The organism is Enterobacter cloacae complex sp. IR5450 (assembly GCF_049238665.1).
Lineage (GTDB): Bacteria > Pseudomonadota > Gammaproteobacteria > Enterobacterales > Enterobacteriaceae > Enterobacter > Enterobacter hormaechei_C.
In genome coordinates this window covers 123519-148492 of sequence record NZ_JBMKIC010000009.1, presented here as the reverse complement: position 1 = coordinate 148492, position 24974 = coordinate 123519, and the positions used below count along the sequence as shown (strand labels likewise).

27 protein-coding genes and 5 pseudogenes are annotated in these 24974 nt (G+C 50.5%); 22 read left to right on the top strand and 10 right to left on the bottom strand.

What is annotated here, in order from left to right:
* A partial coding sequence (comJ, locus tag ACOTYB_RS10200) for a competence protein ComJ (protein ID WP_421765801.1) occupies window positions 1-605 on the top strand: 605 nt, incomplete at its 5' end.
* Window positions 606-637: 32 nt separating this feature from the next.
* On the opposite strand, the pseudogene ACOTYB_RS10195 reads toward comJ (ACOTYB_RS10200), so the two are convergent.
* Window positions 638-1045 (bottom strand): annotated as a pseudogene (locus tag ACOTYB_RS10195) (DUF933 domain-containing protein); the annotation flags it as partial.
* On the opposite strand from ACOTYB_RS10195, the pseudogene ACOTYB_RS10190 reads away from it, so the two are divergent.
* The 4 genes and pseudogenes from ACOTYB_RS10190 to ACOTYB_RS10175 form a co-directional block, all read left to right on the top strand.
* Window positions 1032-1190, top strand: a pseudogene (locus tag ACOTYB_RS10190) (RHS repeat protein); the annotation flags it as partial. The pseudogenes ACOTYB_RS10195 and ACOTYB_RS10190 overlap by 14 nt on opposite strands.
* A gap of 153 nt (window positions 1191-1343) precedes the next feature.
* Complete coding sequence (locus tag ACOTYB_RS10185; protein ID WP_230683270.1) at window positions 1344-1667, top strand: hypothetical protein; 324 nt, start codon at window positions 1344-1346, stop codon at window positions 1665-1667.
* Between the two features lie 20 nt (window positions 1668-1687).
* Complete coding sequence (locus tag ACOTYB_RS10180) at window positions 1688-2131, top strand: macro domain-containing protein (protein ID WP_250018324.1); 444 nt, start codon at window positions 1688-1690, stop codon at window positions 2129-2131.
* A 629-nt stretch (window positions 2132-2760) separates the two neighbouring features.
* Entirely contained in the window at window positions 2761-3279 is a 519-nt protein-coding gene (locus ACOTYB_RS10175; protein WP_104469265.1) for a hypothetical protein, read from the top strand.
* 519 nt (window positions 3280-3798) lie between these two features.
* On the opposite strand, the pseudogene ACOTYB_RS10170 reads toward ACOTYB_RS10175, so the two are convergent.
* Window positions 3799-4195 (bottom strand): annotated as a pseudogene (locus tag ACOTYB_RS10170) (DUF933 domain-containing protein); the annotation flags it as partial.
* On the opposite strand from ACOTYB_RS10170, the pseudogene ACOTYB_RS10165 reads away from it, so the two are divergent.
* The 7 genes and pseudogenes from ACOTYB_RS10165 to ACOTYB_RS10135 form a co-directional block, all read left to right on the top strand.
* Window positions 4191-5375: pseudogene (locus tag ACOTYB_RS10165) on the top strand (RHS repeat domain-containing protein); the annotation flags it as partial. The pseudogenes ACOTYB_RS10170 and ACOTYB_RS10165 overlap by 5 nt on opposite strands.
* Before the next feature lie 5 nt (window positions 5376-5380).
* Window positions 5381-5587, top strand: coding sequence for a hypothetical protein (locus ACOTYB_RS10160; protein WP_126524868.1), 207 nt, complete (start codon window positions 5381-5383; stop codon window positions 5585-5587).
* Window positions 5588-6032: 445 nt separating this feature from the next.
* Window positions 6033-6320 carry a competence protein ComJ gene (gene comJ, locus ACOTYB_RS10155; protein ID WP_023314282.1) on the top strand — a complete coding sequence of 96 codons (288 nt, stop codon included), beginning with the start codon at window positions 6033-6035 and terminating at the stop codon, window positions 6318-6320.
* Window positions 6317-6799, top strand: a complete 483-nt coding sequence (locus ACOTYB_RS10150; protein ID WP_023314281.1) for a hypothetical protein — start codon at window positions 6317-6319, stop codon at window positions 6797-6799. The genes comJ (ACOTYB_RS10155) and ACOTYB_RS10150 overlap by 4 nt, the downstream gene beginning before the upstream one ends.
* 96 nt (window positions 6800-6895) lie before the next feature.
* Complete coding sequence (locus ACOTYB_RS10145) at window positions 6896-7303, top strand: hypothetical protein (protein ID WP_223307894.1); 408 nt, start codon at window positions 6896-6898, stop codon at window positions 7301-7303.
* A 476-nt stretch (window positions 7304-7779) separates the two neighbouring features.
* Window positions 7780-8145, top strand: coding sequence for a hypothetical protein (locus ACOTYB_RS10140; RefSeq protein ID WP_003856647.1), 366 nt, complete (start codon window positions 7780-7782; stop codon window positions 8143-8145).
* Between the two features lie 100 nt (window positions 8146-8245).
* Window positions 8246-8536 (top strand): annotated as a pseudogene (locus ACOTYB_RS10135) (YciI family protein).
* Window positions 8537-8585: 49 nt separating this feature from the next.
* Here ACOTYB_RS10135 and ychF read toward each other — a convergent pair.
* Together ychF and pth are read right to left on the bottom strand one after the other, a co-directional pair.
* Window positions 8586-9680 carry a redox-regulated ATPase YchF gene (gene ychF, locus ACOTYB_RS10130; RefSeq protein ID WP_003856650.1) on the bottom strand — a complete coding sequence of 365 codons (1095 nt, stop codon included), beginning with the start codon at window positions 9678-9680 and terminating at the stop codon, window positions 8586-8588.
* A 126-nt stretch (window positions 9681-9806) separates the two neighbouring features.
* Window positions 9807-10391: an aminoacyl-tRNA hydrolase gene (gene pth / locus ACOTYB_RS10125; RefSeq protein ID WP_006810922.1), complete on the bottom strand. Its 585-nt coding sequence runs from the start codon at window positions 10389-10391 to the stop codon at window positions 9807-9809.
* 274 nt (window positions 10392-10665) lie between these two features.
* Between pth and ychH the strand changes: the two genes are divergently transcribed.
* Together ychH and ACOTYB_RS10115 are read left to right on the top strand one after the other, a co-directional pair.
* Entirely contained in the window at window positions 10666-10941 is a 276-nt protein-coding gene (ychH, locus tag ACOTYB_RS10120) for a stress-induced protein YchH (protein WP_003856655.1), read from the top strand.
* 120 nt (window positions 10942-11061) lie between these two features.
* Window positions 11062-12120 carry a MerR family transcriptional regulator gene (locus ACOTYB_RS10115; RefSeq protein WP_220153123.1) on the top strand — a complete coding sequence of 353 codons (1059 nt, stop codon included), beginning with the start codon at window positions 11062-11064 and terminating at the stop codon, window positions 12118-12120.
* Here ACOTYB_RS10115 and dauA read toward each other — a convergent pair.
* The 4 genes from dauA to lolB all read right to left on the bottom strand — a co-directional run bounded on the left by dauA (window position 12106) and on the right by lolB (window position 16460).
* Window positions 12106-13785, bottom strand: coding sequence for a C4-dicarboxylic acid transporter DauA (gene dauA, locus ACOTYB_RS10110; RefSeq protein WP_126524869.1), 1680 nt, complete (start codon window positions 13783-13785; stop codon window positions 12106-12108). The genes ACOTYB_RS10115 and dauA overlap by 15 nt on opposite strands.
* A gap of 124 nt (window positions 13786-13909) precedes the next feature.
* Window positions 13910-14857, bottom strand: coding sequence for a ribose-phosphate diphosphokinase (prs, locus tag ACOTYB_RS10105; protein WP_003856663.1), 948 nt, complete (start codon window positions 14855-14857; stop codon window positions 13910-13912).
* 125 nt (window positions 14858-14982) lie between these two features.
* Complete coding sequence (gene ispE / locus ACOTYB_RS10100) at window positions 14983-15852, bottom strand: 4-(cytidine 5'-diphospho)-2-C-methyl-D-erythritol kinase (RefSeq protein ID WP_047054879.1); 870 nt, start codon at window positions 15850-15852, stop codon at window positions 14983-14985.
* A complete protein-coding gene (gene lolB, locus ACOTYB_RS10095) occupies window positions 15849-16460 on the bottom strand; it encodes a lipoprotein insertase outer membrane protein LolB (RefSeq protein WP_003856665.1) in 612 nt (203 codons plus the stop codon). Before lolB ends, ispE begins: the two co-directional genes overlap by 4 nt.
* 201 nt (window positions 16461-16661) lie before the next feature.
* On the opposite strand from lolB, the gene hemA reads away from it, so the two are divergent.
* From hemA to kdsA, 6 genes are read left to right on the top strand one after another with little or no spacing between them, the layout of a single operon-like run.
* Complete coding sequence (gene hemA, locus ACOTYB_RS10090) at window positions 16662-17918, top strand: glutamyl-tRNA reductase (protein ID WP_003856666.1); 1257 nt, start codon at window positions 16662-16664, stop codon at window positions 17916-17918.
* A gap of 41 nt (window positions 17919-17959) precedes the next feature.
* Complete coding sequence (gene prfA / locus ACOTYB_RS10085; protein WP_003856667.1) at window positions 17960-19042, top strand: peptide chain release factor 1; 1083 nt, start codon at window positions 17960-17962, stop codon at window positions 19040-19042.
* Window positions 19042-19872: a peptide chain release factor N(5)-glutamine methyltransferase gene (gene prmC / locus ACOTYB_RS10080; RefSeq protein WP_045343242.1), complete on the top strand. Its 831-nt coding sequence runs from the start codon at window positions 19042-19044 to the stop codon at window positions 19870-19872. The genes prfA and prmC overlap by 1 nt, the downstream gene beginning before the upstream one ends.
* Window positions 19869-20261, top strand: coding sequence for an invasion regulator SirB2 (gene sirB2 / locus ACOTYB_RS10075; RefSeq protein WP_003856669.1), 393 nt, complete (start codon window positions 19869-19871; stop codon window positions 20259-20261). The genes prmC and sirB2 overlap by 4 nt, the downstream gene beginning before the upstream one ends.
* A gap of 3 nt (window positions 20262-20264) precedes the next feature.
* Window positions 20265-21074: an invasion regulator SirB1 gene (gene sirB1 / locus ACOTYB_RS10070; RefSeq protein WP_220153121.1), complete on the top strand. Its 810-nt coding sequence runs from the start codon at window positions 20265-20267 to the stop codon at window positions 21072-21074.
* A 36-nt stretch (window positions 21075-21110) separates the two neighbouring features.
* Window positions 21111-21965 (top strand): 3-deoxy-8-phosphooctulonate synthase, encoded by an 855-nt coding sequence (kdsA, locus tag ACOTYB_RS10065; RefSeq protein WP_003856671.1) that lies wholly within the window; start codon window positions 21111-21113, stop codon window positions 21963-21965.
* A gap of 106 nt (window positions 21966-22071) precedes the next feature.
* Here the strand turns inward: kdsA and chaA are convergent, their stop codons facing one another.
* The gene (gene chaA, locus ACOTYB_RS10060) at window positions 22072-23172 is read right to left on the bottom strand and encodes a sodium-potassium/proton antiporter ChaA (protein ID WP_003856672.1); all 1101 of its coding nucleotides are present in this window, start codon (window positions 23170-23172) and stop codon (window positions 22072-22074) included.
* A 268-nt stretch (window positions 23173-23440) separates the two neighbouring features.
* On the opposite strand from chaA, the gene chaB reads away from it, so the two are divergent.
* Both chaB and ACOTYB_RS10050 read left to right on the top strand, forming a co-directional pair.
* The gene (gene chaB / locus ACOTYB_RS10055) at window positions 23441-23671 is read left to right on the top strand and encodes a putative cation transport regulator ChaB (RefSeq protein WP_003856674.1); all 231 of its coding nucleotides are present in this window, start codon (window positions 23441-23443) and stop codon (window positions 23669-23671) included.
* A gap of 177 nt (window positions 23672-23848) precedes the next feature.
* On the top strand, window positions 23849-24544 hold the full coding sequence (locus tag ACOTYB_RS10050) for a gamma-glutamylcyclotransferase (RefSeq protein ID WP_017384255.1): 696 nt from the start codon (window positions 23849-23851) through the stop codon (window positions 24542-24544).
* 30 nt (window positions 24545-24574) lie between these two features.
* Here ACOTYB_RS10050 and ACOTYB_RS10045 read toward each other — a convergent pair whose 3' ends face one another.
* Complete coding sequence (locus ACOTYB_RS10045; protein WP_015570352.1) at window positions 24575-24814, bottom strand: hypothetical protein; 240 nt, start codon at window positions 24812-24814, stop codon at window positions 24575-24577.
* Between the last annotated feature and the right edge of the window lie 160 nt (window positions 24815-24974).

Genomic DNA, 24974 nt, shown 5'->3' with positions numbered 1-24974 from the left:
GGACATCTGATGGAAATGGAAGCCACGCAAGCACCTTAAAATCACCATCATACACTAAATCAGTAAGTTGGCAGCATTACCTAACAATCATATGGAACAAGAATAAAAGTCTAGGGAATATAATGAGTGATAAGATCATGCAAACAGTAGATCTGCTAATTTCACATAGTCAAATATTGTTACGATCCAGAGACTATGACGAAAAGCTGAGTCAGTGGGGAAAAGGTAATGTTTCTCAAGGCGCTGTTTTACACAAGGATTATGTTGTATTCGATCCATTACCAGAGGACGCATTTGGAGCAAACGTCAATATCAAAATAGATAATGCTTTTAAATTAGATCAAAATGCACAACGCTGCATTGTTGTTCCATTTTTTATTACGGATAAAAATAAGATCCAGATCGCATCTGCGACAGAGAAATTTGATGTAAGCATTAACGTAACCGGCAAGATTTATTCGCTCTTTTATGAGGTTTGTGAAGGGGGCGAGATTTATTATAATTTTACTCTTGTGCCTGAAAAAGAAGCAATCCCTGCTAAGTTTTTATTAGACGACCCTTGGGGAGGGAAAAAATACAATCCTCTAAAAGAGGGGTTTTTTTAAAGTTAATAATAACTAAATCGAATGAAAAAAAATCATACGTTAAACAAGAAGTTCACCACATGAACCTCGTTAACGAAGTAATCTTTCCCTTCCGTACGCATCTTGCCTGCTTCTTTCGCGCCTTGCTCACCCTTGCAGGTGATAAAGTCTTAAAACGCGATAGTCTGCGCACGAATGAAGCCCTTCTCAAAGTCGGTGTGGATCTTACCGGCCGCGTGAGGCGCAGTCGCACCGACAGGGATAATTCACGCGTTCACTTCTTTCACGCCCGCGGTGAAGTAGGTTTGCAGGCTGAGCAGCTCATAGCCCGCGCGGATCACGCGGTTCAGCCCCCGCTCGGCCATGAACTCTTTATGGTCGCCGTCGATGATTTCAGCGATATCGGATTCAACCGCGGCGTAAACCGCTACCTCTACAGAACCTTTACCGCTTGAAGACTCTGCTGAGAAGGTCACGCACAACCGTCTGACGCAGCTGAACGTCATTCGCTGGCACTACTGTTATGACGGTGAACATCACCTGACGGAGGTCATCAGCCAGCTGCGGGACCGTAACAGGCCGCGGACGCAGGTCAGCTTCCGTTACCCTCATACATTGTGACATTCCCAACAGTCAATCAATATAGAGGTGATCCTTTGGGTTATCATCAAGCGTTACAGGTAAAATTAGATGTAACTGGCTTAGATGTAATTGAACCCCGGAAAAATACATTTTTGATCTTAAACACAAAAGATCTCGTTGTCTCTAAAAGAATTGTTAAAAGTGGGAGGAGTTGTGGTTGAGGTGAAAATATATTATAAAGGAAGTGTTGATTTTATTGCAGGTGAAGGGACTATTCTCAATGAGTTCATAGGAGAAGTAGCCACGCGACAAATAAATATTATAGATGGAAATTATTATGCTTCTTCCTCTTTGCTAGATAAAAAAGAAAAAGTTGGCTTCCTGCTGTATGATGGTAAGAAAAGCGACCTGAACTTAAGTGACGCCGAAGAAATTTCAAATGAGGAATTTGAAGTTTTCTGGCAAACATCAACGGGTTCATTGCAAGAAAAAAGCGAATAAAATACTTGTCTGGAGATGCTGTGGAACCTTTGAAAAAATCCACAGTTATTGCTCATATTGTGAATAATAAAGGGAAGTGGGGTAAAGGTTTTGTTCTGTCCCTTTCAAATAAATATCCTGCGGCAAAAAAAAGCTATCTTAGTTGCTTCAAAGAAAATAACTTCCCAGAATTAGGGGTGGTTGATTTTGTTATGGTTGATGCTCAGGAGGAGATATTTATTGCGAATATGTATGCGCAGGTTGGTATAAAGAAAAATATCAACGACAAAAAACAATACGTATGTTATGACTCTCTGAAAGTTTGTCTTGAAAAATTATCTGACTTTGCTTTAGTTAATCGCCTTTCTATACAAATGCCAAGGATAGGAGCTGGCCTCGGTGGTGGTGATTGGAATGTTATAGAGTCCTTAATACTAAAAAATATTTGCTATAAAATGATTGATTGCAATGTAATAACTTTATAATTTTAAATAAAATTTAACCATAGATTATGGTGTTTTTGGCGGTTTCTTAGGCAAAGTTTTTTATTTAAAAGGACAAGATCTTAAGTATTATAATATCTATAACAATATACTATTGATCAAGGGAACGAGTTTCACGACAACCAAAAATACGCCGAGGCTTTAGAGCAAAACCAAAAAGCCTGGCAAGCGCTTCCTGAGCCAAAGCTCGAATGGGAACTCGCCAACTGGATCGCTGCCTGCATGTACAGCGCATGTTTTGATCTTGCGGATTATGCTGAGGAAAACAAATGGGGAAAAACGACATTACGGACACGTGGATCGGATATAGACACTGCACCCTTAATCGATCTCGGCATGGTCTGTTATGTGTTAAATCAATTCGAGGAAGCGTATAAATATTTTAACGATGCTTATAACTACAGCAAAGAGCGTGCGTTTCAGGATAGACCTAAAAAATATCTAGAGTTCTATCTGCGCAAAAGGGATAAGTTCGTTACTCTATAAAAAAATCAAACATTACGCGTGGATCCGACAACGCCAAGTAGGTCGTGTGAATTACCATCAATATGGGCAGAATGGCTTGAAGAAGTAGCGATTCCAGGCTCCGGGAATGTAAGATAGGTTACTATATGAATATCAATAAAGATGACGAACTCCTTGTGATAGTTAAGTATGAAGGAAGATTTTATTGGTTCGTTGCGTTCAAGGAAATGTGGGTCTTAGACAGAGTAAAATGGGTAGAGGATTTTGTGAAAAGTGGGGTGGAAATAAACCTACAGAATACCCATAAGGAAAGATATGACATACCAGTTGTAAATGAAGAAAACGCGCAGATATTCATTGATGGTTTAATTAACGATGGTTATTCATACGATAAGGATGACATTGCTGAGGAGTTTTATAAAAGGCTTTCGCAAAAAACAATTTGGTGGGATATATATGAACTTATGCCGGATTTATTTATAGACTTTGATAATAAAAGATTATATTCGGAATATGTTGAGAGTATGCATTATCAAGAATATGTTCCTGATAGTTGGCAAGGTGAACTTGTTGATTTTTGCAGTAATGGATCGTTACCTCAAGATGAAATGTTCTGGATAAAAAATGAAACTGATCATAGAAGCGTTTTGATCGCTAAAGGATAAAATATATTTTCGGCAAACCATTTTTAGACAATGCAATGGTCGATTCAACACGCCAATTTGTGTTTGTGTTAAGCGAGACAAAGCCGTTACCAATCGTTTTGACCATCTTCAACGCTCAGGGTGAAAAACTATTTTGGTCTGCATCTCCTGAAAGTGCTATTTTCTATTACTTAACATTAAACCAGTCAAAGGAAGTGGTTGTTGTATGTAATTTTACAGTAATACAAAATGGCTGGCATAATTGGTTTTATTCTTGGGATATGAAGCGTAACGCGTTGTCTAGATCAGGACCTTCGTACTAAATTCACATTTAACATTAAAATTACAGCGACAAGAGTGCCTGAAACTGGCGTACGCAAAGGGGGTATACCTGATAAAGGTGAGAGACTTGCCTGACCAGCAGAGCGTTTACACCAGCACCCTTTTCAGACGTTAAAATTTGCGACTGCCGACATCATTCTCTTTACCATGTAAAAAAAAATCCACGCCCAAGCGGGGATTTTTCCCATTAAAAACAACTCAAAGGTTAAACAAGAAGTTCATCACATCGCCATCTTTAATGATGTAATCTTTGCCTTCCGCACGCATCTTGCCTGTTTCTTTCGCGCCTTGCTCTCCCTTGTAGGTGATAAAGTCTTCAAACACGATAGTCTGTGTACGAATAAAGCCTTTCACGAAATCGGTGTGGATTTTATCGGCCGCCTGAGGCGCAGTCGCACCCACAGGATGGTCCACGCACTTTTTTTACGCCCGCGGTGAAGTAGGTTTGCAGGCTGAGCATCTCATGGCCCGCGCGGATCACGCGGTTCAGACCCTGCTCGGCCATGAAATCTTCACGATCGGCGTCGTTCATTTCAGCGATATCGGATTCAACCGCGTTCCAAAACGCTACCACTACAGAACCTTTATCGCTTGCAGAGTCTGCTGAGAAGGTCACGCACAACCGCCTGACGCAGCTGAACGGCATTCGCTGGCGCTATGACATCCACGGCCGCACCGTGGAGAAGGATAACGGCCAGACCCGCTGGCACTACCGCTACGACAGCGAGCATCGCCTGACGGAGGTCATCAGCCAGCCGCGGAATCGCAACAGGCCGCAGACGCAGGCCTGCTTACGCTATGACCCGCTCGGGCGACGCATCAGCAAAACGCGTCGCCAGATGGTGGGCGGACAGCCAACCGGTAACCCAGTCACCACCTGGTTTGTATGGGAAGGGTTCCGGCTGTTGCAGGAAGTGTACGGGGATGTGCCGCTGACCTACGTCTACAGCGATCAGGACAGCTACGACCCGCTGGCGCGTATCGACGGCGTTGATGCCCCGGAAATCTTCTGGTTCCACTGCCAGCCCAACGGCACGCCGGAGCGGATGACGGATAGCGAAGGACAGGTGCGCTGGGAAGGGGTGAACAGCGCCTGGGGCAAGCTGCTGCGGGAAAGCGAGACGCAGGTATCAGGATATTCTCAGAACCTGCGCATGCAGGGGCAATACCTGGATCGTGAGACAGGGCTGCACTACAATCTGTTCCGGTATTATGACCCGGACTGCGGAAGGTTTACGCAGCAGGACCCGATAGGGCTGGCGGGGGGGATAAACCTTTACCAGTATGCGCCGAATGCGCTGGGGTGGGTGGATCCGTGGGGGTTGAGCCGCGAGTGTAGCGGTAAAACAAAACCTGATTTCTATGTTGGTCCAAATGGCCCTAGTTCGACTATGCCTTCTACAGCATATCGTTATATGGATAGCAAATATGCTCCACAGACAATAGAAAATAAATCAGCCCCGTTAAGTTATTTTGGGTATACGAAATATAAATCTGCACATGAAGCCAGGGACGCCTATCAAATTTTTTATGAGAAAGGTAATCCTGATTCATGGAGTGATGCACGTTTATTAGGTGAGTTTGATACATTACAACTGTATAAAAATGGAGTGCCTCAGGTGCAAGTACCTCTTGCCAATGGTGGTCGAGGGCCTGGATATGAGCTTTTCACCAGTGCATATCCTGAGTATGGTAAAGGTGGGGCATTACAGTTGCTACCAATCGAACGTAATTACCCTGTTATTTTTGAACGTGTTACTATAATTCCGGAGTAAAAGCGATGACAGATGAAGAGTTACGAAAGAATCTTGTTTTTTTAATAAAAAAATATGTTCCGGAAAGTCAACAAAAAGCATTTTATGATGATATATCAAAGTCTACTGTGCCAGTGAAAGGTATTTTAGCTGACTTTAATAAAATCAAAACCAGAACTGTTGATGAAGTTGATGGAGATTTAATACGGTATATTTACTTTTATTTTTGTTGACAGATAATTACGTGGGGGATTTATTTTTCCGTTCGTTTTTTATATTTTTTTGGTTGGGAATGGCTCGGTAAAGAGATGAAAATTATCTTTACCGGCAATCAAAATATCAGCAATGGCGTTTAGGAAATTATTAGTTACGCTGATCTCACAGAAAAAAAATAATTGAAAATATTTAATTATGCTGGTGATTTGTATAATGGAGAGGACTAAATCAGGCGGTTAGTTGTTGCCGAATATCCTAATTAAACTATAATGGGGGTTTCAGGGTTTGCGCTTGTTACTAACATGCTGCTCAAAGTTTGAGCAGCAGGGGAAGGGTGCTTCCCCTATCAGTTTTCATATTACAGCTAATCATTAACCCCTTAAAGAATTTCACAAGCATTTTATTTTTAATGGACTGACCCCACATTATCGGTAGAACGATAATAAAAATCGAGGTAATGTAATGAATGATAAAAAAATACAAATAGTTGAGCTACTGATTTCACATAGTCAAATGTTGTTACGATCCAGAGACTATGACGAAAAGCTGAATTACTGGGGAAAAGGCAATGTTTCTCAAGGTGCTGTTCTTCACAAAGATTATGTTATATTCGACCCATTACCAGAGGACGCATTTGGAGCCAACGTCAATATCAAAATAGATAATTCTTTTATATTAGATGAAACTGCTCAACGCTGCATTGTAGTGCCATTTTTTATTACAAATAAAAATAAGCTTCAGGTCGCATGATTGAATTTAAATTCAACCCGATTACCGGTGAGCTAAACCTTGATGGTCTTCCTTTAAAAATAGATACTGAAGAAGGCTTTTGTAAGTGTGATTTATACCACGAATTAGTAAAACGCAAAGCTGTAAATAAAAATATGTCGAATCACTACCTTGTTGACTCAGTAATGTTTTTCGATAAAGAATTTCAAGTTACTATACGCCCGGTGTGCTATGGTTTTCATTTTATGCTTCATCTTGTTGATAAAAATAGTCAATACTATAAATCATTAAATGATTGGAATGCACGAACTAATGTTCACATGCTAAATGAATCAGTGAAAAGCCTGTCTGATTGGCTGAAAGAATCACTGAACCTGGACACGCCTGATACCACGGAAACAGACATCATTAGGTGGAACTTTGAGTGGGGGCGGGTTTCAGTCTCATATGAGACAAAGTCATTTAATCATGGGGTATATATAGTTTGGAATATAAAGTAGTCACTTCCAAAAAAGGTGTTTTAGATATGTTAGAAATGAAACTTGATGTTCATACTGGATTTGTAGAAATTAACAACTACCCCATCGAATTAAAAGATGTTGATACTTTTAAAAATTCCGCATTTTACAAGTTTTTTCTCGCCATTGACTACAGTAGGTCCTTTTTATTTCGCTATCGATAATGTTAAATGGAAAGATCAAGTTTTCATTTTGGAACTGAGGCCTTCAGCATTTTCTTTTTCTCCATCATTATTCCTTACTAGTAAGGATGGAAGTTTTTATAAAACGTTAGAGGATTGGGATAAAAGGGCTAGTCTGAGTAATTTATCGGATGAGCAGCAGCGTTTGACAGTATGGGTTGAGAATGAAATAACATCAAAGCCTAATCTTAAAATTAACAATCCCCCATATGGATTTCAATGGAGGCATGAATGGGGAAATATTGTTGTACAGTCTAATGAAAAAAGCTTCGATTGTGGTGTTTATATAGAATGGAATGTTTGACTAAATGATGTTAATGATTAATAAAATCCTCCATTTCTTATAGCCTTACTTTTTTATTGATAAACTTAAAATTTAAATAATGAAACTTACTAATCGACTGAAAAAGAAGTTATTAGTCCTTGATGGCATTGACAATGATTTCATAGAGTATGGAAAGGAAATAACATGCCCTGAATGCGAGGGGGTAATAGTCTACTCTATCGTAAACTCATATGAGTTTGACACGCTCACAGAAGAGGTAAAATGCTTTTTGGTTAAGAAAATGAGAGGTGTGAAGCTTGATAGTGAACATAAGAAATATAGCTATGATGAAAGCCAATTAGATGTTTCGAAAAACACATGTTCAAAGTGTTTAAAAGAGTTTTCCGCTATATTAACGTATAAAGAAGTGCAGCCAGCCCGATACCGGGTATATCTTGTGGGACTTTTTGAAGGTGATTTGAAGCAGATCAAACTTTAAACGTTGAGGTTTACCAATGATTGAAAATCTCATTTGTATTAAAGAAAAAGACCTGCTTCAATGGGCATGTGGTGAAAGTAACATACTGGTTAGTGTGCCATTTTTAAGCTATGCATTGGTCGACTTAACACGCCAGTTAGTCTTTGTGTTAAGCGAGCCTAAGCCATTACCAACCGTTTTGACCATCTTCAATGTGCAGGGCGAAAAACTATTTTGGTCTGCCCCTCCTGAAGGTGCGACTTTCTATTACTTAACATTCAACCTGTCAAAGGAAGTGATCGTTGTCTGTAGCTATCCAGCAAAAAAAAATGGCTGGCATGATTGGTTTTATTCCTGGGATATGAAGCGTAACGTGTTGTCTCAATCGGGCCCTGCGTATTAAGTTCAAAAGCGCCAAAAAAATGATAACTATAACCGGTGGCAAAAAAGGAACTGTATCAGCAGTTATATCAAGCAGTTTAAAAAAGGCTACGAGGAAAAAGATGACTACGGTTTACATTGTCATATTGACGTATATAAACCCCTTGAGGAGGTTGACCCAACGATACCTTCTCATGTTGAGTGACTAAAAAAGGGTATTCAGAGGGGATATTTCTGACTTCCGGAAGACGGATCCCAAGAACTGGTGGGGTCATTCTCGCTAAATCTGAGAGTCCTGCATCTCTTAAAGAGCGCTAGCGCGAGGGCTCTTTTCAGGCGTTAGGCTTGTGTCTGCCGAAATCATTCCCTTAGATTCCAGCATGAAAACTGATCTCTTAGACAATGTGTTTTAACCTCACAATAAAAAAATCCACGCCAAAGCGTGGATTTTTTTCATTCAAATCAAACGTTAAACAAGAAGTTCATCACGTCGCCATCTTTAACGATGTAATCTTTCCCTTCCGCACGCATCTTGCCTGCTTCTTTCGCGCCTTGCTCACCCTTGTAGGTGATGAAGTCTTCAAACGCGATAGTCTGCGCACGAATGAAGCCTTTCTCGAAGTCGGTGTGGATCTTACCAGCCGCCTGAGGCGCGGTCGCACCCACAGGGATGGTCCACGCACGCACTTCTTTTACGCCAGCGGTGAAGTAGGTTTGCAGGTTCAGCAGCTCATAGCCCGCGCGGATCACGCGGTTCAGGCCCGGCTCTTCCAGACCCAGCTCGGCCATGAACTCTTCACGATCGGCGTCGTCCAGCTCTGCAATATCAGATTCAACGGCAGCGCAAACCGCAACCACTACAGAACCTTCAGCCGCAGCGATTTCACGCACTTTGTCCAGATACGGGTTGTTCTCGAAACCGTCTTCGTTAACGTTGGCGATGTACATGGTTGGCTTCAGGGTCAGGAAGCTCAGGTATTTGATCGCCGCTTTGTCTTCGTCAGTCAGGTTTTTCAGCGCGCGCAGCATGCCCGCGTTTTCCAGCTGTGGCAGACATTTTTCCAGCGCAGCCAGTTCCGCTTTCGCGTCTTTGTCGCCGCCTTTGGCTTTCTTCTGCACGCGGTGAATTGCGCGCTCGCAGGTGTCGAGGTCAGAGAGCGCCAGCTCGGTGTTGATGACGTCGATGTCGTCAGCCGGATCCACTTTGTTGTTAACGTGGATAATGTTGTCGTTCTCGAAGCAGCGCACAACGTGGCCGATCGCTTCGGTTTCACGGATGTTGGTAAGGAACTGGTTGCCCAGGCCTTCACCTTTGGATGCGCCTTTTACCAGACCCGCGATGTCCACGAACTCCATGGTGGTGGGCAGAATGCGCTGCGGCTTCACGATTTCCGCGAGCTGGTCCAGACGCGGATCGGGCATAGGCACAACGCCGGTGTTCGGCTCGATGGTACAGAACGGGAAGTTCGCCGCTTCAATACCTGCTTTGGTGAGCGCGTTGAACAGGGTGGATTTGCCCACGTTTGGCAGACCGACGATACCGCATTTGAATCCCATTTCTAAATCACCTTAATATCTTGATAATCAATCCGTTAACGATAACCGATTGAAGAAAAGTAAATAACTACGCCTATTATACACGTAACCCGCGCGACGCGCGGTAAAAAAGCCCCAGAACGCCGATTATTGCGCTTTGAAAGCGTGCAGTCGATTGGTGGCTTTCGTCAGGCCGTCCTGAAGCCAAATCTCGGTGCAGCGGGCCGCTTCGTCTACCGCTTCGTCAATCAGCTTCTGCTCAGAAACCGGGGGTTTACCCAGTACGAAACCAACAACTTTGTTTTTATCGCCCGGATGGCCGATTCCCACGCGCAAACGGTGGAAATTAGGGTTATTACCCAGTTTGCTGATGATGTCTTTAAGGCCGTTGTGGCCGCCATGACCGCCGCCCAGTTTGAACTTCGCCACCCCTGGCGGCAGGTCCAGTTCGTCGTGGGCCACCAGGATCTCATCCGGATTGATGCGATAAAACGTTGCCATAGCTGCCACGGCTTTGCCGCTCAGGTTCATAAAGGTGGTTGGCACCAGCAGCCGCACGTCAGCACCCGCAAGATTGATGCGTGAGGTATACCCGTAAAACTTGGGTTCTTCACGCAGGGGAGCGCGCAAACGCTCCGCCAGCAGATCAACATACCAGGCACCGGCGTTATGGCGGGTAGCAGCATACTCTGCGCCCGGATTGGCGAGGCCGACAATCAGTTTAATCGTCACGATTTACTTCCTAATGGGTTCCAGATCTGGCGCGTAGTTTACTGTCTGGCGCGCCGCTTGACAAAGTTCTGCCTGCTGTACACCGAAATGCGAATAATTTCTTCTTTGAACAATTAGAATTTCAAGCTGTTCAATGTCTTATTTGTAAATTTTTGTCCGGGAGTTATCAGTAAATGTGATCATTCACGCAACTCATATAAGAGGCGTTGTCTATACTTTACACACAAGGAGAAGGGGCTTTTCCCCTGACAACCCAAAGTTCCGGAGGTGACATATGAAACGCAAAAACGCTTCAATGCTCGGTAACGTGCTAATGGGGTTGGGACTGTTCGTGATGGTCGCCGGTGTCGGTTATTCAATCTTAAACCAATTACCGCAGCTTGACCTCCCACAATACTTTGCGCATGGCGCGGTGCTGAGTATCTTCCTCGGTGCGGTACTGTGGCTCGCCGGGGCGCGCGTGAGCGGACATGAGGAAGTCTGCGATAAATACTGGTGGGTGCGTCATTACGATAAACGATGCCGCCGCGACCAGCGCAAGCATAGCTAGTGCCCCATAAAGAACACCGAAACGACTTCATCTGAAGTCGTTTTTTTTTGCATGACGCATTGACCCTCACGTAACGTAAGGCTTCAGAGTAACGACACTGGCAGAACAAAAGGAGCCGTTATGTTGATACAGGTGGGAGAACTGGCGAAACGTGCCGGGATCACCGTGCGGACTTTGCATCACTACGAGCAAACAGGGCTGTTGTTACCTTCTGCCAGAAGCGCGGCAGGCTACCGGCTTTATAACCTGGCGGATGTGCAGCGTCTGCATATGATCCAGACGCTGGCAAAAGCCGGGCTGGAGCTTGCCGAAATCAGGGATTTTCTGAAACAGCGTTCGCTGTCATTAGCCGAATTACTCGACGGGCAAATCACTCTGCTGGACAAGCAACTGCGTAGCATCCATACGCTGCGCAACCGGCTGGTGGAATTGCGTACCGGGCTGACCGACGATGCGACGCCGGATCTGGAATCCTGGCTACAGACTCTGGAGTTAATGAATATGTACGATCGCTGGTTTAGCAAAGAAGAGTTGCAGCAACTGCCGTTTGCGGTAGAGAAAGAGGCGCTGGCGGATATCTGGTCGGGGCTGGTGAGGGAGGTTAAACACTTGCTGGAACAGAACGTCAGCGTCACGGACGCGCGGGCGACCGATTTGGCTTCACGGTGGATGGAACGCCTGGAGCAGGATACCGCAGGCAAACCGGAATTTTTGACCCGCCTGAACGAGATGCACAGCGTGGAGCCGCAGATGCAGGAGCAAACCGGCATTACGCCGGAGATAACTGATTACATCACGCGGGCGTTTGCCGAATCAAAGCTCAGCATCTGGGAGAAATATCTCACTGCCGAAGAGATGGCCTTTACCCGGGCGCACTACTTTGACCGGATGATGGAGTGGCCGCCGCTGGTGGCGAAGCTGCATCAGGCGCAGCGAGATAATCTCAGTCTCGCTTCTGACGATGCGCAAAAGCTGGCAGAAAAGTGGCTGGTTTTATTCCAGTCCTATGCGGGAACAAACCCGCAGACCCAGCAAAAATTTCGCCTCGCCATGCAGCAGGAGCCGCATCTGATGAAAGGCACGTGGATGACGCCTGCCGTGCTTGAATGGCTCCAGCAGGCGATCGGGGTGATGATGCAAAGACGCGTCTCTGCATCAGATGACTCACAGATCCGCTAATGCAGCTTCACGGTTAGGGTAGAAGGACAATCGGCCAGGGATCGGCTGCACGCCTGCGCGCGCCATGGTGCGCAGGGGCTGGAATTCGAGGTTACTTATCCGCAGCTCGCAGCCTTCCGGCAGGCGGGCAACAAAGCGCTGGAAGGCATCCAGACCGCCGGCATCCAGCACCGGGACGGCATCCCACTTCAGCACCACAATCCGTTTGCCCGCGATGCGGGATTCCAGATCGCTGAACAAACCTTCCGCTGCGGCGAAGAACAGCGGACCAATCACGCGCAGCACCAGCACATCGTCAGGCACCTCAACGTTAACCGGGGAGAGACGCGTCATCTGCGCGATGCGGCGCATAAACAGCAGCGAGGCCAGCACTATGCCGACGCTGATAGCGATAACCATATCGAACAGCACGGTCAGCGACATGCAGATCAGCATCACGATAATGTCGTCTTTCGGCGCGCGGCGCAGCAGGTTAACCACCTTATGCGCCTCACTCATGTTCCAGGCCACCATCAGCAGCAACGCAGCCATGGCAGAGAGCGGAAGCCATGAAAGCAGCGGGGCAAGGATCAGCAGCGCCATGATCACCAGCAGGGAGTGAATGACCGCCGAAACCGGTGATGTCGCGCCCGCACGTACGTTCGCGGCGGAGCGGGCAATCGCAGCCGTAGCCGTAATACCGCCGAAGAACGGTGCAACGATGTTCCCTAAGCCCTGGCCGACCAGCTCGCTATTGGCTTTATGCTTAGTGCCGGTCATGCCGTCGAGCACAACGGCGCACAGTAGAGATTCAATCGCGCCCAGCATTGCCATGGAGAATGCAGCGGGCAGCAGAGCGCGAAGGGAATCCCAGCTCAGGGTGAAGCTGGAGCCCGGCATGTCCCACGGCAGAACCAGCTGCGGCAGCAGCTGCGGAATGCCGCTGCCCTGTGAGCCGTCCGCCAGAACATAGTGGAACTGGGAGCCAATGGTGGCGACCTGTCCACCGAGCAGGTTGACGGCGCCCATCACCGCGCAGCCCAGCAGCAGAGCGGGCAGATGCCCCGGGAGACGAATACCTAAGCGAGGCCAGACGATGAGTGTGCCGAGGGTAACGATGCCAATGGCTGCATCCCCCAGGTTGGCCGTCGGCAGCGCCATAAACAGCGCGCCCACTTTCTGTAAATAGTGCTCCGGAACATGGGTCATTTGCAGGCCGAGGAAATCCTTAATCTGCATGGTCCCGATGGTGATCCCAATCCCCGAGGTGAACCCCAGCGTTACGGAAAGGGGAATATATTCAATCAGGCGACCAAAGCGGGCCAGACCAAACAGAATTAAAAAGATGCCGGACATCAGGGTGGCAACCAGCAGGCCTGCCAGACCAAACTGTTGGGAAACCGGGTAGAGGATCACCACAAAGGCGGCCGTCGGGCCGGAGACGCTGAAGCGGGACCCGCCCGTCAGCGCAATCACAATCCCCGCAACGGCCGAGGTGTACAGCCCGTACTGCGGCGCGACGCCGCTACCAATCGCCAGCGCCATCGCCAGCGGGATGGCAATAATCCCGACGGTGATCCCGGCTATCAGGTCACGAACAAAGCGTGACGACGTGTATTTCTCTTTCCAGCAGGCGTCGATGAGGGCGCGAAAGGGCAGAACATGTGAGGAGGTTACTTTTTTCACAATTATCTATCATCCGTGTGCGCATCATCTGTCATATGAATGGCAGGTGAAGGAGGCATAAGTCATACAAATAAATACTATAAACAAAAAAACCCGCCGTAGCGGGTTTTTTGGCCGTGTTCGATCAGTGTTCGAACATTGCAGAGATCGATTCTTCGTTGCTGATACGACGAATCGCTTCGGCCAGCATCCCGGACAGAGTCAACGTACGCACGTTTGGCAGCGCTTTGATCTCGTCGCTCAGTGGAATGGTATCGCACACCACAACTTCGTCAATGACGGAGTTACGGAGGTTGTTTACCGCATTGCCGGAGAAGATCGGGTGAGTGGCGTAAGCGAATACGCGTTTCGCACCACGCTCTTTCAGCGCTTCAGCGGCTTTACACAGCGTACCGCCGGTATCGATCATGTCGTCCACCAACACGCAGTCACGGCCAGCCACGTCACCGATGATGTGCATCACCTGAGAAACGTTAGCGCGCGGACGGCGTTTGTCGATGATCGCCATGTCGGTATCGTTCAGCAGCTTCGCGATAGCACGCGCACGTACCACGCCGCCGATGTCTGGAGAAACCACAATCGGGTTGTCCAGATTCAGTTGCAGCATGTCTTCCAGCAGGATTGGGCTGCCGAATACGTTATCAACCGGCACGTCGAAGAAGCCCTGAATCTGCTCTGCGTGCAGGTCGACCGTCAGTACGCGGTCAACGCCGACGCTGGACAGGAAGTCAGCGACTACTTTAGCGGTGATTGGCACACGCGCGGAACGGACGCGACGGTCCTGACGTGCATAGCCAAAGTAAGGAATAACAGCAGTGATACGGCCAGCAGAAGCACGACGCAGCGCGTCGACCATAACAACCAATTCCATCAGGTTGTCATTCGTTGGAGCACAGGTGGACTGGATGATGAAAATATCACCACCGCGTACATTTTCATTAATTTGTACGCTGACTTCGCCGTCGCTAAAGCGACCTACAGCGGCGTCGCCGAGGGAAGTGTACAGGCGGTTGGCAATACGTTGTGCTAGTTCCGGGGTGGCGTTACCAGCAAAAAGCTTCATATCAGGCACGAGAAGAACCTCAGGCATGCGTCCAGTGGTGGATAGCGTTCGCCGCAAACTGCGGGGCCTAAGCAAACGCTATCCAGGCGGTGTATTAAAGAGCGCGATGCAACGTCTGGAACAGGGTGACGTTGTCACCGAAACTCAGTCTGCGCCAGAATGGCCTGCTGTAGGGGGGAGATGTTCATCCCGCGTGCTACAAAACCATGCAGCCAAACCGGCGCTTGCTCAAGCACCTGACGGGCGGCGGTTTCGGTGTCAAATTCAGCAAAGACACAGGCCCCTGTACCGGTCAGGCGCGACGGCGCGTATTCTAACAGCCAGGAAAGCACCGCATCAACCTCGCGAAAACGTTTTCTTGCGATATCCTCGCAATCGTTGCTGAATTCACAATTTAATAACGTTTTTATTGACCGTACCGGGGTATTTCTTTTCAGGTCAGGATCTTTAAAGATGACCGGGGTAGGAATGCTCACGCCAGGGTGAACGATCAGATACCATTTTTCCGGCGGATCGACCGGCGTGAGGATTTCACCGACACCTTCAGCGAACGCCGCGTGGCCGCGCACAAACACCGGTACATCGGCGCCCAGCGTCAATCCTAACGTTGCCAGTTCGTCCGTCGTCAGACCGCAGTCCCAGAGGTGGTTAAGCGCCACCAGTACGGTCGCGGCGTTTGATGAACCGCCACCAAGACCGCCGCCCATTGGCAGGCGTTTGTCGATACGGATATCCGCACCGCTTCCCGCTGGCAGACGACCCGACGACGACGCCGTTTTCATCAGAAGGCGAGCAGCGCGCACGATCAGGTTATCCTCATGCGCCACGCCGTCGACCGGCGTCAGCAGGTGAATCTGCCCGTCCTGACGCGGTTCGATGGAGATCGTGTCGCCGTAATCGACAAACTGAAACAGCGTTTGCAGGGTGTGATAGCCGTCAGCGCGCTGCCCGGTAATGTAGAGAAACAGGTTCAGTTTTGCGGGAGAGGGCCAGTGGGTCATCATTTAACGATCCAGTTGTCCATTTTCAGCTTGATACGCTGGCTACCCTGCGTCAGCTCCATATTGGACGGCAGCGACGGTTGAGTCTTGCTGTCATACGCGCTGTACACCACTTTCCAGGTTTTACCGCCCTGGGTGTAATTTACCTGGCTCAGACGGTATTGATCGTCGAGCGTGTAGTCGGTTGCGTCACCCGGCAGGCCAAGGATCCACTGGCGCAGACTATTGAGCGGAATCGGCATCCCGGTCAGCTTGCCAATCATCTCTTCGGCGTCGGTTGCCGTGTAGTGCTGGCCTTTGTTATCGGTAATCTGCGCTTCGCCAGGCTTCGCGTTCAGCTCCAGTTCGGTGCTGCCCAGCGGGTTCAGCAGCAGCAGGCGATAGTTGTCCTGACCCGTTTGCTGCCAGAAGAAGCGAGCATAAACTTTTTGCTCGTCAGAGAGATAAGCAAATGCACCGCGGGTCTGATACTGGCTTAATTTCAGCACGTCCTGCTGGTGCTGGCGCCACTGCGGTGAGTCAGGGCTTTTGCCCGGGCCTTTCGGCTGATGAACGGAACAGGCGGTCAGAACCAGGGCCGCCAGAGGCAGCAGGCGAATCATTCGGGTCATAATGATGACAAATCCTTGAGATACGTTGCAGTTATAATTGTTAATGCTAGCGTTGAAGGGTGCCACCGTCTACGTTCAAATTATCTCAAAGCGTGGCGTAAGCTATTACTCCGAAAGGGGGCAGTCTCTTTTATTGATCTCGCGCATCCTGTATGATGCGTCCTGCTAACCTTATTAACGCTGGTACTACTCCCGCTCAACATGACCCTATTAGCACTCGGTATTAACCACAAAACGGCCCCGGTTTCACTGCGAGAACGCGTTACGTTTTCGCCGGATACGCTCGACCTGGCGCTGGACAGCCTGCTTGCACAGCCGATGGTGCAGGGTGGCGTGGTGCTGTCGACGTGCAACCGTACCGAGCTCTATTTAAGCGTGGAGGAGCAGGACAACCTTCACGAGGCGCTGATCCGCTGGCTATGTGACTACCACAACCTCAACGAAGAAGAGCTGCGCAACAGCCTGTACTGGCATCAGGATAACGATGCGGTCAGCCATCTGATGCGCGTGGCCAGCGGTCTGGATTCGCTGGTGCTGGGCGAGCCGCAGATCCTCGGCCAGGTGAAAAAAGCCTTCGCGGATTCCCAGAAAGGGCATCTGAAAGCCAGCGAACTTGAACGAATGTTCCAGAAGTCATTCTCCGTGGCGAAGCGTGTGCGAACCGAAACCGACATTGGCGCCAGTGCGGTTTCGGTTGCTTTCGCGGCCTGTACCCTTGCCCGTCAAATCTTCGAATCGCTGTCGACCGTCACCGTACTGCTGGTGGGGGCGGGCGAAACCATCGAGCTGGTGGCGCGCCATCTTCGCGAACACAAGGTGAAGAAGATGATCATCGCCAACCGCACCCGCGAACGTGCACAGGTGCTGGCAGATGAAGTGGGCGCTGAGGTGATTGCGTTGAGCGACATCGATGAACGTCTGAAAGAGGCGGACATTATTATCAGCTCTACCGCCAGCCCGCTGCCGATTATCGGGAAAGGGATGGTCGAGCGTGCGCTGAAATCCCGCCGCAATCAGCCGATGCTGCTGGTGGATATCGCCGTTCCGCGTGATGTTGAACCGGAAGTGGGTAAACTGGCGAACGCCTACCTGTACAGCGTGGATGACCTGCAAAGCATCATTTCGCACAACCTCGCCCAGCGTAAAGCGGCGGCTGTGCAGGCGGAAACCATCGTTGAACAGGAAACCAGCGAATTTATGGCCTGGCTGCGCGCGCAAAGCGTCAGCGAGACCATCCGCGAATACCGCGGTCAGGCGGAGCAGGTGCGTGATGACCTGACGGCCAAAGCGTTAGCGGCCCTTGAACAGGGCGGCGACGCGCAGGCGATTATGCAGGATCTGGCCTGGAAACTGACCAACCGCCTGATCCATGCCCCAACCAAATCTCTTCAGCAGGCTGCCCGTGACGGGGACGATGAACGCCTGACAATTCTGCGCAACAGCCTCGGGCTGGAATAGCGCCCTATACCCATTTTCTAAGACAAGGTGCATTTACGCCTATGAAGCCTTCTATCGTCGCTAAACTGGAAGCTCTGCACGAGCGCCATGAAGAAGTCCAGGCGCTGCTCGGCGATGCCGGGACCATTGCCGACCAGGAACGTTTTCGCGCGCTGTCGCGTGAATACGCGCAGTTAAGTGATGTTTCAAAATGCTTTACCGACTGGCGACAGGTCCAGGAAGATATCGAAACCGCGCAGATGATGCTCGACGATCCTGAGATGCGCGAGATGGCGCAGGAAGAGTTACAGGATGCGAAAGCGCGTTCAGAAGAGATGGAGCAGCAGCTTCAGGTGCTTCTGCTGCCGAAAGATCCGGACGATGAGCGTAACGCCTTTGTGGAAGTCCGCGCCGGTACCGGCGGCGACGAAGCGGCGCTGTTCGCCGGGGATCTGTTCCGTATGTACAGCCGTTATGCCGAATCCCGTCGCTGGCGCGTGGAGATCATGAGCGCCAACGAAGGCGAGCATGGCGGCTACAAAGAGGTTATCGCCAAGATCAGCGGTGACGGCGTGTACGGTCGACTGAAATTTGAATCCGGCGGCCACCGCGTGCAGCGCGTGCCTGCGACGGAATCGCAGGGGCGCATTCATACCTCGGCCTGTACGGTGGCGGTGATGCCGGAGCTGCCGGAAGCGGAACTGCCGGATATCAACCCGGCGGATCTGCGCATCGACACCTTCCGCTCTTCAGGGGCAGGTGGTCAGCACGTTAACACCACCGACTCCGCTATCCGTATTACTCACCTGCCCACCGGGATTGTGGTTGAGTGTCAGGATGAACGTTCCCAGCACAAGAACAAAGCTAAAGCGTTATCCGTGCTGGGCGCCCGTATCCACGCGGCGGAAATGGCGAAACGCCAGCAGGCGGAAGCCTCTACCCGCCGTAACCTGCTGGGCAGCGGCGACCGTAGCGATCGTAACCGCACCTATAACTTCCCGCAGGGGCGCGTAACCGACCACCGCATCAACCTGACGCTGTACCGTCTGGATGAGGCAATGGAAGGCAAGCTCGATATGCTGATTGAGCCTATCGTGCAGGAATACCAGGCCGACCAGCTGGCGGCACTGTCCGAGCAGGATTAATGGATTTTCAGCGCTGGTTACGCCATGCCGCCAGTGAGCTTTCCGCAAGTGAAAGCCCGAAGCGTGACGCCGAAATTCTGCTTGAGCATGTGACGGGTAAAGCCCGCACGTATCTGCTGGCTTTCGGCGAAACCGCGCTGACCGCTGAACAGCAATCGCAGCTGGAGACGCTGCTTGCCCGCCGTAAAACCGGCGAGCCGGTGGCGCATCTGGTTGGCGAGCGCGAGTTCTGGTCCCTTCCACTGTACGTCTCAGCGGCCACGCTGATCCCGCGCCCGGACACCGAGTGTCTGGTGGAGCAGGCGCTGGCGCGGTTACCGGCGCAGCCGTGTCAGATCCTCGATCTCGGCACCGGCACCGGGGCGATTGCGCTGGCGCTTGCCAGCGAGCGGCCAGACTGCACCGTGACGGCGGTAGACGTGATGCCTGATGCGGTTGCCCTCGCGCGGCGCAACGTTGAACGGCTGGGGCTGAACAATGTTTCCGTTCTGCAAAGCAGCTGGTTTGCCGCGCTTGAAAGCCGCATGTTTGAAATGATTGTCAGCAATCCGCCTTACATCGACGAAGACGATCCGCATCTCGCGCAGGGGGACGTGCGTTTTGAACCGTTGACCGCGCTGGTCGCTGCGAATCAGGGACTTGCGGATCTCGATCGCATTGTGACAACGTCACGACAACATTTGCTTCCCGGTGGCTGGCTGCTGGTGGAACATGGCTGGACGCAGGGAGAGGCGGTGCGAGCGCTGTTTACGCATGCCGGATACGCTGCCGTGGAAACCTGCCGGGATTACGGCGGCAATGAACGTCTGACGCTGGGGCAGCGGTCATGAGCCTGTTTACGCTGCTGATCTCCGTTCACCTGGTTTCCGTTGCCCTGACCATTGGCTTTTTTATTGCCCGCTACTGGTGGCGCTACAACAACAATCCGCTGATTAACGCCCGCTGGGTACGCATCGCCCCGCACTGTATCGACACGGTGCTGTTCCTTTCCGGAGCCGGGTTAATGTGGAAGACCGGCTATCTGCCATTTACTGATAAAGGCGCATGGCTGACTGAAAAGCTGTTTGGCGTTATCATCTACATCGTTTTGGGTTTTATCGCGCTTGGGCGTCATCGTCCGCGCAGCCAGCAGACAGGGTTTATCGCCTTTTTGCTGGGTCTGGTGGTGCTGTACATCATCATTAAACTCGCCACCACAAGAATACCGTTACTGGGGTAAGTCATGAGGTCCTTAGCCGATTTCGAATTTAACAAAGTGCCGCTCTGCGATGGTATGATCCTGATTTCAGAGATGATCCGCGACGATTTTACGTCACAGTACGTTTACGCTGAACTGGAGAATCTGGTCAGCCTGGCGCGCGAAGAGATCAATCAGGCACGTCCGCAGGACTGGCAATTAGAGAAGCTGATTGAGCTTTTCTACGGCGAATGGGGTTTCTGCGAAACGCGAGGCGTGTACCGCCTGTCTGACGCACTGTGGCTGGACCAGGTGTTGAAAAATCGTCAGGGCAGCGCCGTCGCGTTGGGCGCCATTTTACTGTGGGTTGCGCACGAGCTGGAGATTCCACTGGTGCCGGTCATTTTCCCGACGCAGATGATTTTGCGGGCGGAGTGGCTGGACGGTGAGATGTGGTTAATCAATCCGTTTAACGGCGACACGCTGGATGAGCATACGCTGGACGTCTGGCTGAAAGGCAACATCAGCCCGATAGCTGAGCTGTTCAATGAAGATCTCGATGAAGCCGATAACGCCGAAGTGATCCGCAAGCTCCTGGATACGCTGAAGTCTGCGCTGATGGAAGAGCGTCAGATGGAGCTGGCCCTGCGCGCAAGCGAAGTGCTGTTGCAGTTCAATCCGGAAGATCCGTACGAAATCCGCGACCGCGGCCTGATTTATGCGCAGCTCGACTGCGAGCACGTGGCGCTGAATGATTTAAATTATTTCGTCGAGCAATGTCCGGAAGACCCGATCAGCGAGATGATCCGCGCGCAGATCAACGCGATCGCGCATAAACACATTACACTGCATTAATCTTAATTCCGATTCACACCTGAATAAGGCGATCCTATGAAACAAAAAGTGGTTAGCATTGGTGATATCAACGTGGCAAACGACCTGCCGTTCGTGCTGTTTGGCGGTATGAACGTGCTGGAATCCCGCGATCTCGCTATGCGCATCTGCGAACACTACGTGACCGTGACCCAAAAACTGGGCATCCCGTACGTGTTTAAAGCCTCTTTTGACAAAGCCAACCGCTCCTCCATTCACTCCTACCGTGGCCCGGGCCTGGAAGAGGGGATGAAGATTTTCCAGGAGCTGAAACAGACGTTTGGCGTGAAAGTGATCACCGACGTGCACGAGGCGTCTCAGGCACAGCCGGTGGCTGATGTGGTAGACGTGATTCAGCTTCCGGCGTTCCTCGCTCGCCAGACTGACCTGGTAGAAGCGATGGCGAAAACCGGTGCCGTGATTAACGTGAAAAAACCGCAGTTCGTGAGCCCAGGCCAGATGGGTAACATCGTCGACAAGTTTATCGAAGGCGGTAACGACCAGGTTATCCTGTGCGACCGTGGTTCAAACTTCGGTTATGACAACCTGGTTGTGGATATGCTGGGCTTCAGCGTGATGAAGAACGTCTCTAACCAGTCCCCGGTGATTTTCGACGTGACCCACTCCCTGCAATGCCGCGACCCGTTTGGCGCCGCGTCTGGCGGGCGTCGTGCGCAGGTGACCGAACTGGCGCGCGCCGGTATGGCAACCGGCCTGGCGGGTCTGTTCATTGAAGCGCACCCGGATCCGGCTAACGCGAAATGCGACGGTCCATCCGCGCTGCCGCTGGATAAGCTGGAGCCGTTCCTGAAACAGATCAAAGCGATTGACGATCTGGTGAAGAGCTTCGACGAGCTGGATACCAGCAACTAATAAAAAAACCCGCTTCGGCGGGTTTTTCTTTGCCCGGCGGCGCTACGCTTGCGCGGGCCTACGGGTTTCGTAGGCCGGGTAAGCGCAGCGCCACCCCGCAAAAAAATTACGCAAATATTGTCATCAGATACGCAATAAACAGCGCCATATGCGCCGCGCCGTTCAGCACATTGGTGCGGCCGGTGGAGAAGGAAATCTGGCACAGCAGCAAGGATGCCACCATCACAATCATCTCTGGCGCACCCAGCGCAAACTGCAATTCATTTCCCGTCATAAAGGCAATCAACGTCACCACCGGAACGGTAAGGGAGATGGTCGCCAGAACCGAGCCGAAGAACAGATTCATCGCCCGCTGCACCTGATTATTGAGCACCGCTTTCAGCGCTCCCAGGCCTTCTGGCGACAGGATCAACAGGGCCACCAGGAAACCGGTAAAGGCGACCGGCGCGTTCAGTTCAGTTAACAGCGCCTCCAGCGGGTTCGCATTCATCTTGGTGACAGCAATAACGGCAATCAGATGCACGATCAGCCAAACCGTATGCCACGCGCTGCTGTGCGCCGATGGCTTACCGTGATGCGGGTCATCGTCGTCGCCGTCGTCTTCATGCTCGTAAACAAACAGGCTCTGGTGCGTTTTGGTCTGGATCAGCAGGAACACGCCGTACATCGCCGCGGAAATCAGCGCCACCAGCAGCGCCTGGCCGGTGGTGAAATTTGCACCCGGCAGCGCCATCGGGAACACCAGCACAATAATCGCCAGCGGGAACAGGGCGATCAGGTACTGTTTAATGCCAAAGAGGTTCATGTACTGGGTGGCAAATTTGCGACCACCTAATAAAAGTGAAAAACCGACCAGGCCGCCGGTAACAATCATAATGATGGAGTAGAGCGTATCGCGCATTAGCGTTGGCGCGGCGTCGCCGGTGGCCATTAATGCGGAAATTAAACTGACTTCAAGAATCACAACCGAAAGGCTTAAAATTAATGACCCATACGGCTCTCCAAGACGGTGGGCTAAAACATCCGCATGGCGTACCACGCTAAATGCACTGGTTAAAATACCCACCAGAGCCAGAATATTGATCCCCACAACCACTGGCAATGACTGACTGCTTCCCCAGAAGAGCAGCACAGCCAGTGCCAGAACCGGGAAAATGAGAGAGGTCTCCTTGTGGCGGGTTTTTACCGCCTCGTGTGTTGCTGTCATGCGTTTCTCCAACAATGCAGGTGCTTGTAATTATAGATAGATTTTAAAGGTATTAAACTAACAGAAATCTGTTAAATACCCTGTATTTTTTACTTAATTTTACCCTTTATTATAATTCTTATGCCTGAGGCTTATAATGCCTTATCTCTCATAAATATTAGTTTAATAACAATGAATTGCATTTTTATATTGTTCATTTCTTTCTGTCGGGTGGCACCCTCGCGTATCGTCGTCCACACTTATCTTTTAGCCAAAAGAGAGGTTAACGATGCCATACAAATCGAAAAGCGAATTACCGGATAACGTGCAAAACGTATTGCCTGCCCACGCTCAGGATATCTACAAAGAAGCCTTTAACAGCGCCTGGGATCAGTACAAAGATAAAGAAGATCGCCGGGACGATGCCAGCCGTGAAGAGACGGCGCATAAGGTGGCCTGGGCCGCCGTGAAAAATGACTATGAGAAAGGGGACGATGATAAATGGCACAAAAAGAAATAGCCGCCAAATAACACGCTGCCTCCATTTTGACATTTCAGGCGGTTGATCTGCCGCTGTATTGCATCTGGCCCGCGAATTGCTTATCGTTGCTCAACTGCTGTTAAAATGAACAGCACAGAATGCCGGGAAGGCGAATTACAGATGTCGCAAGGAAGCATGCAGTGGCGGAGGTGGAATGTGTTAACGCGTGATTTCTTGATGAAGGCAGATTGTAAGACGGCATTTGGTGCTATTGAGGAATCGCTTCTGTGGTCGGCTGAACAACGTGCGGCGTCGCTTGCGGCAACGCTGGCCTGCCGCCCGGATGATGGCCCGGTCTGGATCTTTGGTTACGGCTCGCTGATGTGGAACCCGGCGCTCGAATTTGTTGAATCAGCAACCGGAACGCTGCCTGGGTGGCACCGCGCCTTTTGTTTGCGCCTGACCGCCGGACGCGGCAGCGCGTGCCAGCCAGGACGCATGCTTGCACTAAAAGAGGGCGGGCGCACCACGGGCGTGGCATACCGGCTGCCGGATACCACGCTGGAAGATGAGCTGACGCTGCTGTGGAAGCGCGAGATGATCACGGGCTGCTATATGCCCAGCTGGTGCAAGCTGGAACTGGATGACGGCCGCACCGTCAACGCGCTGGTGTTCATTATGGATCCGCGCCACCCGCTGTATGAAGCCGACACCCGAACCCAGGTGATTGCCCCGCTGATTGCCGCCGCCAGTGGACCGCTGGGTACTAACGCCCAGTACCTTTTCTCGCTCGATCAGGAGCTGACGCGTCTCGGTATGCAGGACGACTGTCTGAGTGAGCTGGTGGTGAAGGTGAAAGCGCTGCTGGAAGGGAACCCGCTCAGCAATACGCTGCGGCCAGGTTTTGCCTGATAATACGCCCGGCTGGCCGGGCGTTTATGGTTATGCCGCCACGTAACTTACGGAATGTTCGAGCGACTGGCTGTGGCTGTCGATCAGCACATCCCAGGTGCCGGTGTAAGGCACCGTCAGCCAGGCCTTATCGTCCTGGACGGTAAGGATATCTGCCTGCGATTGCTTCTGTCCTTTTGTACTCATCAGATGGATGCGGCAACGCTCTGAGCAACGCACCACTACCGTATCCCCGCCAAACAGTTTCAGACTCGTTTTAACTCGTGCCATTTTATACCCCGTCGTTTTTGCCCATCCCGAGCGTGATGTTGTTCACAATTTACTCATTGCATAACACCAAAGGGGCAGGGGTGGGGTGCTGATTTCGATCAAAAAATGGCGCAACGATTAAACAAAAATGACAAAATCCCTGAAACCTTTCAGCGGACGC